This window comes from Caulobacter sp. GW821-FHT10C03, from assembly GCF_059415485.1.
In genome coordinates this window covers 122794-132570 of the sequence record NZ_JBWKNI010000015.1, presented here as the reverse complement: position 1 = coordinate 132570, position 9777 = coordinate 122794, and the positions used below count along the sequence as shown (strand labels likewise).

The 9777-nt window shown below is 70.0% G+C and carries 8 protein-coding genes; 5 read left to right on the top strand and 3 right to left on the bottom strand.

Annotated elements, in window-relative coordinates; translation table 11 throughout:
- Window positions 1–193: 193 nt before the first annotated feature.
- Window positions 194–955 (bottom strand): triose-phosphate isomerase, encoded by a 762-nt coding sequence (gene tpiA, locus AC07NG_RS18710; protein ID WP_494595605.1) that lies wholly within the window; start codon window positions 953–955, stop codon window positions 194–196.
- A 164-nt stretch (window positions 956–1119) separates the two neighbouring features.
- On the opposite strand from tpiA, the gene AC07NG_RS18705 reads away from it, so the two are divergent.
- Window positions 1120–3096 carry a peptidylprolyl isomerase gene (locus AC07NG_RS18705; RefSeq protein WP_494595603.1) on the top strand — a complete coding sequence of 659 codons (1977 nt, stop codon included), beginning with the start codon at window positions 1120–1122 and terminating at the stop codon, window positions 3094–3096.
- Entirely contained in the window at window positions 3093–4625 is a 1533-nt protein-coding gene (gene trpE, locus AC07NG_RS18700) for an anthranilate synthase component I (protein WP_492856105.1), read from the top strand. Before AC07NG_RS18705 ends, trpE begins: the two co-directional genes overlap by 4 nt.
- Window positions 4626–4700: 75 nt before the next feature.
- Here trpE and AC07NG_RS18695 read toward each other — a convergent pair whose 3' ends face one another.
- Window positions 4701–6815 (bottom strand): multicopper oxidase family protein, encoded by a 2115-nt coding sequence (locus AC07NG_RS18695; protein ID WP_494595601.1) that lies wholly within the window; start codon window positions 6813–6815, stop codon window positions 4701–4703.
- Window positions 6816–6919: 104 nt separating this feature from the next.
- Window positions 6920–7126, bottom strand: a complete 207-nt coding sequence (locus AC07NG_RS18690; protein WP_199228632.1) for a hypothetical protein — start codon at window positions 7124–7126, stop codon at window positions 6920–6922.
- Window positions 7127–7275: 149 nt separating this feature from the next.
- Here AC07NG_RS18690 and AC07NG_RS18685 point away from each other — a divergent pair, with 149 nt between their 5' ends.
- From AC07NG_RS18685 to trpC, 3 genes are read left to right on the top strand one after another with little or no spacing between them, the layout of a single operon-like run.
- Window positions 7276–7872 carry an anthranilate synthase component II gene (locus tag AC07NG_RS18685; protein WP_110122092.1) on the top strand — a complete coding sequence of 199 codons (597 nt, stop codon included), beginning with the start codon at window positions 7276–7278 and terminating at the stop codon, window positions 7870–7872.
- Between the two features lie 15 nt (window positions 7873–7887).
- Window positions 7888–8916, top strand: coding sequence for an anthranilate phosphoribosyltransferase (gene trpD / locus AC07NG_RS18680; RefSeq protein WP_487289431.1), 1029 nt, complete (start codon window positions 7888–7890; stop codon window positions 8914–8916).
- Window positions 8913–9701 carry an indole-3-glycerol phosphate synthase TrpC gene (gene trpC, locus AC07NG_RS18675; protein ID WP_494595597.1) on the top strand — a complete coding sequence of 263 codons (789 nt, stop codon included), beginning with the start codon at window positions 8913–8915 and terminating at the stop codon, window positions 9699–9701. The genes trpD and trpC overlap by 4 nt, the downstream gene beginning before the upstream one ends.
- Window positions 9702–9777: the final 76 nt, after the last annotated feature.

The window sequence follows — 9777 nt, the reverse complement described above, 5'->3', positions numbered from 1 at the left end:
CTCTCAAACTTGAGACGCATCACCCGGCCTGACCGCCGCATGCGGTGTTGGGTTCTGAGAGACCCCTCACCCGACCTCCTTCGGAGGCCACCCTCTCCCGCAAGGGGAGAGGGATCAGGCGGCTGCGCTTTCGCGGGGATTTTACGGGAAGGGGCGTGCGCCGCCCCCTCCCCCCTCAAGCCGGAAACCGAAATCAGGCCGCCCGGATGATCGCCAGGAAGTCCGCGGCCTTCAGCGAGGCGCCGCCGACCAGGGCGCCGCCGACTTCCTCGGTGGCCAGGATCTCGGCGGCGTTGTCGGGTTTCACCGAGCCGCCGTAGAGGATCGGCACGCTTGCGCCCTGGTCGCCGAAGCGCTCGACCAGGATGGCGCGGATGGCCTTGTGGATGGCGGTGATGTCGGCCGGGGTCGGGGTCAGGCCCGTGCCGATGGCCCAGACGGGCTCGTAGGCGACGGCGAAGGCCTGGCCCGCCAGGCCGGCCGGCAGCGAGTTGCGAATCTGGCCGGTGACGATCGACTCGGCGTCGCCGGCCTCGCGCTGGGCCAGGGTCTCGCCGCAGCAGATGATCGGTTCCAGGCCGACCGCCAGAGCGGCCTCGACCTTGGCCGAGACCAATTCACAGGTTTCGCCGTAGCCGCCGCGCCGCTCGGAGTGGCCGAGAATCACCAGCCGGGCGCCGGCGTCGACCAGCATCGCGGCCGAGACATCGCCAGTGTAGGCGCCCTGCGGGGCCGGATGGCAGTCCTGGCCGCCGACGATCACCGTTTCGCCCGAAAGCGTTTCGGCCATGCGGTGCAGCAAGGTGGCGGGCGGACAGATGGCGACCCGGGCGGCGGGCGGGGCCTCGCCGACCGCCGCGGCGACGGCCCTGGCCTCGTCCAGCGAGGCCTCGAGGCCGAACATCTTCCAATTTCCGGCGATCAACGGCCGGGGCGTCGTCAGAGAAACGGTCATGAGAGTGGCTTTGGGGACGTGGTCCCTTCGGAAGTCAAGTCCGCTTCGGCTTGCTCACTCGCCTTGGCCTCTACTATACCCGCTTGCTCGCATCGAGTGCGTCGCCGTGGCGGCCGTCCGTGCGAACGACATCGGGCGAAACTCAGAAGGTAGTTACAAACGTCATGCTCGCCGGTTTTCGCTCCCTCGCCAAATCGCCCTTCGCGGTCGTCCTGTTCGGCCTGCTGATCGTCAGCTTCGCCGTCTTCGGCATCAGCGACGTCTTCAAGCGCTCGCCCGCCGCCGACGTGGTCGATGTCGGCGCGCGCAAGGTCACGCCCGAGGACTTCAAGAGCCGCTTCGACACCTATCGCCGCCAACTCGAGAGCCAGGGCCAGAGCCTGACCCCCGACGAGGCCGTCGCGCGCGGCGTGGACCGCCAGATGGTCCAGGAACTGGCGCTGCAGGAATCGATGGCCGAGCTGATCGCCAAGATGGGCGTGCGCCCGTCCGAGACGCTGATCGCCACCACCCTGCACAAGCAGATGAGCGAGCTGCCGGCCGGCCAGCGCCCGTTCAACCCGATCACCGGCCAGTTCGACAAGGACGCCTATCAGCGCCTGCTGGCCGAGAACAACCTGACCCCGACCCGCTTCGAGGCCTCGCTGCGCGACGACATCGCCCAGTCGCAGTTCTACGCCAGCGTCGCCAACGGCCTGCGCACCCCGCGCATCTATTCGGCCCTGCAGGCCGTCTACGGCCTGGAAAGCCGCGACCTGGCCGCCTTCGCGATCAACCCGGCCAGCGTGCCCCAGCCGGCCGCGCCGACCGACGCCCAGCTGCAGGCCTTCATGAAGGAAAACGCCGCCGCCCTGACGCGTCCCGAGACGCGCCAGCTGGCGATCGTGCGCTTCAGCGCCAAGGCCCTGGAGCCGACCGTGACCGTCGACCCGGCCGAGATTCAGAAGACCTTCGACTTCCGCAAGGACACCCTGGCCGCGCCGGAAACCCGCTCGCTGATCCAGATCGTCGCCCCGGACGCCAAGGCCGCCGCCGCCATCGCCGAGCGCCTGCGCAAGGGCGAGGATCCGGCCGCCGTCGCCAAGGCCTATGGCAAGACCCCGGTGGTCATCGCCGACAAGCCCAAGACCGCCCTGCCCGACCGCAAGGTCGCCGACGCCGCCTTCTCGCTGGCCGAGGGCCAGGTCAGCCCGCCGATCGCCGGCGAGCTGGGCCAGTCGGTGATCAAGCTGACCAAGATCACCCCGGCCAAGGCCGCTTCGCTGGAAGCCGCCCGTCCGAAGATCGAGGCCGACCTGCGCGTCCAGAACGCCCAGGCCAAGGCCTATGAGCAGACCCAGACCTATCAGGACGCCCGCGACGCCGGCGCCAACGTCATCGACGCCGCCGGCAAGGCCGCCGCCCTGGTGGTCACCAGCCCCCCGATCACGGCCCAGGGCACGGACCTGGCCGGCCAGCCCTTCGCCGGCCTGACGCCGGACGTGCTGAAGACCGCCTTCGCCCTGCCGAACGGCGGCGAGAGCGACCTGATCGAGGCCGAGAAGGGCGAGTACTTCGCCGTCCGCGTCGAGAAGGTGATCCCCGCCGCCCTGCCCCCGCTGGCCGAGATCAAGGGTCCGCTGGCCAACCAGTGGATGCTGCAGGAGCTGTCCAAGCGCCTGAAGGCCAAGGCCGACGAGCTGGCCGCGCGCGTCCGCAAGGGCGAGTCGCTGGACAGCGTCGCCGCCGCCGCCGGCTCGAAGGTGCAGAAGGTGGCCGGCCTGTCGCGCGAGAACGCCCGCCAGTACCAGGCTCTCGGCCGCGACCTGCTGATCGGCGCCTTCAACGCCAAGCCGGGCGAGGTGTTCACCGCCCGCGCCCCGGCCGCGCCGAACGCGCCGCAGCTGACCTATGTGGTCGGCCGCATCGAGGGCGTGCACACCGGCGACGCCGCCGAGATCGCCCGCGCCACCGAGACCCTGCGTCCGCAGACCAGCATGGCCTACATGCGCGACGTCGGTCAGGCCAGCCGCGTGGCCGCCATGGCCAAGCTGAAGCCGAAGACCAACCTGACCCTGGCTCGCCAGGCCCTCGGCGTCGACACCGACGCCCTGGCCAAGAGCGGCAAGGACACGGCCACGAAGCCGGGCGCGGCTCAATGAGCCTCGAGCCGGGCTACGACGCCTTCGCGGCCGGCTACGACGCCGGCCTCCCGCAGCTGGTCTGGACGCGACTGATCGACGACCTGGAGACCCCGGTCTCGGCCTATCTGAAGATCGGCCACGGCCGGCCCTACGCCTTCCTGTTCGAAAGCGTCGAGGGCGGCGCCTGGCGCGGCCGCTATTCGATCGTGGCCATGAAGCCGGACGTGGTGTGGCGCTGCCGCGGCGACCAGGCCGAGATCGCCCGCGACGGCGACATCGCCGCCGGCCGCTTCACGCCGCTGGAAGGCGGCGCGCTGGACAGCCTGCGCGACCTGATCGCCCAGTCGAAGATGGAGCTGCCGGCCGGCCTGCCGCCGATGGCGGCGGGGATCTTCGGCGCGCTGGGCTACGACACCGTGCGCCTGGTCGAGAAACTGCCGGACATCAATCCCGACAGCCTGGGCCTGCCCGATGGCATCATGACCCGGCCCTCGATCGTGGCCGTGTTCGACGCCATCGCCCAAGAGATCGTGCTGACCACGACGGCGCGTCCGACGCCCGGCGTGTCGGCCAAGGACGCCTATGCGGCGGCCCGCGAGCGCATCGAGACGGTGATGGTCGACCTGCGCCGTCCGCTGGCCCACGACGCTCCGCGCGTGCCGCAGGGCCCGATGGAGTTCACTACCCCGGTCAGCCGCGAGGACTATCGCGAGGTGGTCGAGAAGGCCAAGGAGTACATCCGGGCCGGCGACATCTTCCAGGTGGTGCCCAGCCACCGCTTCCGGGCCCCCTTCGGCCTGGACGCCTTCGCCCTCTACCGCTCGCTGCGCCGGACCAACCCGTCGCCGTTCCTGTTCTTCCTGGACCTGGACGGCTTCAACCTGGTGGGTTCCAGCCCCGAGATCCTGGTCCGCCTGCGCGACGGCAAGATCACCATCCGCCCGATCGCCGGCACCCGTCCGCGCGGCGCCACGCCGGAAGAGGACCTGGCGCTGGAGAAGGAACTGCTGGCCGATCCCAAGGAGCGGTCCGAGCACCTGATGCTGCTGGACCTGGGCCGCAACGACGTGGGCCGCGTGGCCATGCTCGGCCAGGCTGGCAGCAACAGCAGCTCCAAGGGCAAGCACGCCAACGTGCGCGTCACCGACAGCTTCACGATCGAGCGCTACAGCCACGTGATGCACATCGTCTCGAACGTCGAGGGCAATGCGCCCGAGAACGTCGATCCGGTGGACGTGCTGATGGCCGCCCTGCCCGCCGGCACCCTGTCGGGCGCGCCCAAGGTGCGGGCGATGGAGATCATCGACGAGCTGGAAGTCGAAAAGCGCGGCATCGGCTACGCCGGCGCGGTGGGCTACATCGGCGCCGACGGCTCGGTGGACACCTGCATCGTGCTGCGCACGGCCCTGGTCAAGGACGGCATGATGTACGTCCAGGCCGGCGGCGGCGTGGTCGCCGACAGCGATGCCGACGCCGAGTACGACGAGACCCTGCACAAGTCCCGCGCCCTCAAGCGCGCCGCCGAGGAAGCCTGGCGCTTCGCCTGACTTTCCCGAGAGGCCTGACTTTCCAGCGGGCTCGAATGAATGAAGGGGGCGGCCGCGAGGCCGCCCCCTTTTTCGTCAGTGGTCCATATGGCCCGGCGGACGGGCCGCGCCTTCCGGCCCGGCGACATCGGTGAGGCCATGGCCCAGGGCGATCGGCTTGCCGTCGGGACCGCGATCGGCCACGCGGACCATCTCCATCATGCCTTTGTCCTCGTGGTTGAGGATATGGCAGTGCAGGACGAAGTCGCCGATGTAGCGGGCGTAGTGGCTGCGCACCTTCACCACGACGCCCGGCTCGACGAACAGGGTGTCTTTGAAGACGCCCGTCAGGCCGAAATATTCCGAGTTCGGATCCTTGGTCAGGTCGACGCCGTCCTTGGTGGCCGATTCCAGTTCGAACGGATTGACGTGGATGTGGAACGGGTGGCCGACCTTGAAGTCGGTCTTCTGGACCGACAGCGTCCAGCGGTCGGTGTCGCCCAGCACCAGGGTGCGCGAGAAGTCGTTGGGATCGAAGCGCTTGACGTCGGTGTCGGTGCGGCCGATGCCCGGCCCCGACTTGCCGCCCGGCTTGGACGGCGGCGCCTGCAGCGAGAAGACCAGGGTCTGCTCGTTGTCGATCTTGTCGGCTAGCAGGCTCGGATGCGGCGAGAACGACGCCATAGTCAGGTCGCGGCGCAGGTCGGCGACGACCTGCTCCTTCAGCGTCGCATCGGTGATCGGCAGGTTGCTGGCGGCGTTGACCAGCAGCGTCCTGACCTGATCGGCCGGCGGCGCGACCGGCCCGGCGCCCGGCGCGACCTCGACCACGAACAGCAGCTGACGACGCTCGGCGCTGCCCTCGACGCCCGACTGCTGGACGTTCACCAGCTCGTCGATGACGCAGTAGGCGCCGGGCTCGGCGAAGGCCACCAGCAGGTCGCTGCGATAGCCGGGCTGCATGACCGTGGACTTGCGTTCCAGCACCTTCTGGCGGGTCAGGCCGTCGGCGGCGATCTCGAACTGCGACACCGCCTCGCTGGACGGCGCGCACTCCTTGGCGATCAGGGCGTCCTGGCCCAGCGGGCCGACCTTGGCCAGGGCGGCCAGCGGGCTGGTTCCGATCCGCTTGCGGATCGAGATCTTGACCGTGTCGGACACCCCGCCGTGGATGAACCGCCAGCGCTCGGGCGCGCCGGCCACGGCCTTCTGGTTCAGGGTCTCCAGCGTGGCGCCGTTGACGGTGGTGAAGCGGCCGGAGTTGGACCAGTTGCCGCCGCCGATGATGTCGTAGCTGTCGAGCACGCCGGTCTCGCCAGCGTCGCAGTACCAGTTCTTACGCGACGGCGCGAGGATGCGGGCCTTGGGTTTGCCCTCGGCGTCACGGCAGGCGTACTGGATCTGCTGCAGCACGAAGACGTGGTCCGGCGACTTGGCCAGCAGCACGTCGATGTCGCCCGGAACCACCTTGCGGGCCGGCAGGTCGCCGCCGGCCTCGACCACGCGCGGCAGCCGGTCGCCCTTGATCACCAGCGCGCCGACCAGGCCGCTGGAGACCTGGATCGCCGTCGAGCCGTGGACGTGCGGGTGGTACCAGAAGGTGCCCGCCGGGTGGTCGCCCGGGATGTTGTATTCGTACTCATAGGTGAAGGTCGGATTGGGCGGCAGCTGGCGTAGGACGTTGTCGCTGATCCCCGCCGGGCTGACCCACAGGCCGTGGCTGTGCAGGTTGGTGGTGTTGAAGCAGTGCGGCTCGTTGATGTCCTCGGGGTGGCCGGGACAGTTGGCCTCGGCCGGCAGCAGGTTGCGGATCTTGACCCGCACCGTCTGGCCCGGACGCGACACCAGGGCCGGCGCGACGTAGGGCCGGCCGGGCTGCGACGGATGCAGGCGGTCCTGGTAGGCCCGCAGCTCGACGTCGTCGAAGGCGCCCTCGTACTTGTCCTTGCCGATCTGTTTGCCGCTGTTGGGGTTCCAGATCTTGGCCTTCAGCAGGACGATGTCGAGATTGGCCTCGACCTCGTCGCCCTTCGGCGGCGGGGCCGGCACGGCGCCGAACTGCTTCAGCGGCGACTCGGGCGGGGCTTCGCCCGGCGCGACCATGGTGAGGATCGGCGGATCGGAGACCGGAGCCGCCTGGCGGGCCAAGGCCGTTCCGGCCGGCAGGGCTAGGGCCAGCGCCGCTCCGCCCAAGAGTCCGAGTTGTCGCATGTGCACCCCCGTGCATCCCAAAGATGCGGGAGGCTGGGCGCATCGCTTCGGTAGATCAAGCCGGATTCACAACCTTGGGAACCCATTTTGAGCAGCCGAGGCCTTTAGTCGCCCAGGCGTTCCTTGGGCAGATGCTGGGTGACGGCCGGCGGGGCCAGGACCATCACGGCCGCGAAGCTGACGGCGGCGCTGGCCGCGAAGGCGGCGGCCATCAGCACGGGCATGATCCGCTGACGCCGGCGCGGCGCGCGCAGCAGGGCGCGGGCGTAGGACAGGGCGGCGGTGTCGAGGGCGGAATCAGCGACGGACATGCGGGAAATCATGCCCGATCGCGCCCCGGTGGCAACGGCCCGGTGGCGCGGCTGTTCGCCGCTAGGCCCCGAAACAGAAAAACTCTCTCCGTAAAGGGATGACGCGCCGCCCCTGCCCGGACTAGAAGCGAGGCCTGAAAGGCGGCGTCATGATCCTGGTCATCGATAACTACGACAGCTTCACCTACAACCTCGTGCATTACCTGAACGAGCTGGGGGCCGAGACCGTCGTCCATCGCAACGACGACCTGACGGTGCAGGAGGCCCTGGGCCTGAAGCCGCAGGCGGTTCTGCTGTCGCCAGGTCCCAAGGCCCCCGACCAGGCCGGCATCTGCCTGCCGCTGCTGCGCGGCGCGCCCGACGATCTGGCGATCCTGGGCGTGTGCCTGGGCCACCAGGCCATTGGGCAAGCGTATGGCGGCGAAGTGGTGCGGGCCAAGGAGGTCATGCACGGCAAGACCAGCCCGATCCGTCACGCCAACAAGGGCATCTTCAAGGACCTGCCCGACCCGTTCACCGCCACCCGCTATCACAGCCTGGCCGTGCGCCGCGAAGACCTGCCGGCCGAGCTGGAGGTCACCGCCTGGACCGCCGACGGCGAGATCATGGGCGTGCAGCACCGCACCCGCCCGGTGCACGGCGTGCAGTTCCACCCCGAATCCATCGCCACCGAGGGCGGCCACCAGTTGCTGGCCAACTTCCTCGACCTGGCCGGCGTGCGCCGCGACGCCCAGATCTGGGTCTAGGACGGGGCCAAGCACATGTCCGACGCCTTCAAGCCTCTGCTGGCCAAGCTGGCCGACGGCCAGACCCTTTCGGAAGACGACGCCGAGGTCTTCTTCAGCGCCTGCCTGCGCGGCGAGCCGACCCCGGCCCAGGTGGCCGCGGCGGTGACCGCCATGCGGCTGCGCGGCGAGACCGTGGGCGAGATCGCCGCCTGCGCCCGCGCCATGCGCCGCGCCGCCGTGCACCTTGAGCACCCGTATGACGTGGTCGACGTCTGCGGCACCGGGGGCGACGGCCTGCACACCCTGAACATCTCCACCGCCGTGGGCTTCGTCGCCGCCGGCGGCGGCCTGAAGGTGGCCAAGCACGGCAACCGCGCGGTGACGAGCAAGTCGGGCACCGCCGACGTGCTGGCGGCCCTGGGCGTCAATATCGACGCGACCCTGGTCCAGCAGCGCGCCGCGCTCGACAGCGCCGGCATCTGCTTCCTGTTCGCCCAGTCGCACCACGGGGCGATGAAGCACGTGGCGCCGATCCGCCAGCAGCTGGGCTTCCGCACGATCTTCAACCTCTTGGGTCCGCTGACCAATCCGGCCGGCGCCAAGCGGCAGGTGGTCGGTGTCTCGGCCCCGCGCTTCGTCGAGCCGATCGCCCGCGCGCTCGGAGCCCTGGGCGCCGAACGCGCCTGGTCCGTGCACGGCGGCGGCATGGACGAGCTGACTATCACCGGCGAGACCGAGGTGGCCGAATGGCGCGAGGGGGCGATCCGCCTCTTCACCATCACGCCTGAGGCCGTGGGCCTGCAGCGCGCCTCGCTGGCCGAGATCACCGGCGGCGATCCGGCCTTCAACGCCGCGGCCCTGACCCGCCTGCTCGACGGCGAGACCGGCGCCTATCGCGACATCGTGCTGCTCAACGCCGCCGCCGCCTTCCTGGTGGCCGACAAGGTCGAGACTCTGCGCGAAGGCGTTGAGCTGGCCGGGGCCGTGCTTGACGACGGCCGCGCCAAGGCCGCCCTCGCCGGCCTCGTGGCCGCCACCAACGCCGAACCTGTGACCGCATGACCGACATTCTCGCCAAGATCGCCGACTACAAGCGCGAGGACGTCGCCGGCCGCAAGGCCGTGCGCTCGCAGGCCGAGGTCGAGGCCGCCGCCAAGACCGCTTCGGCGCCGCGCGGCTTCAAGGCGGCGCTGGAAGCCAAGCATGCGCCGGGCAAGCTGTCGCTGATCGCCGAGATCAAGAAGGCCTCGCCGTCCAAGGGCCTGATCCGCGCCGACTTCGATCCGCCGGCGCTGGCCAAGGCCTATGAGGACGGCGGCGCGGCCTGTCTTTCCGTGCTGACCGACGGCCCGAGCTTCCAGGGCGCCGACGAATACCTGGTGGCCGCCCGGGCGGCGACCGCCCTGCCCTGCATCCGCAAGGATTTCCTGGTCGACCCGTGGCAGGTGGCCGAGAGCCGCGCCCTGGGCGCCGACGCCATACTGGTGATCCTGGCGATGATCGACGATGCGCTGGCCGCCGAACTGATGGCCGAGGCCGCGCGCCTGGGCATGGACGCCCTGGTCGAGGTGCACGACGAGGCCGAGACCGAGCGCGCTGGCCAGTTGGGCGCGACGCTGTTCGGCGTCAACAACCGCGACCTCAAGAGCTTCGTCGTCGACCTGGCCGTCACCGAGCGCCTGGCCAAGCTGGCCCCCGCCGGCTCGCTGCTGGTCACCGAAAGCGGCCTCTTCACCCATGCCGACGTGGTGCGGATGGAGGCCTGCGGGGCCACCGCCATGCTGGTCGGCGAAAGCCTGATGCGCCAGGCCGACGTCACGGCCGCGACGCGCGAGCTGATCGGCTAGACTTCCCATAACGGCGCTCGGCCACGTTTCGGCCAAGCTCGCGCTTCTCAATGCCCCTCGGTGTTCGACATCGAGG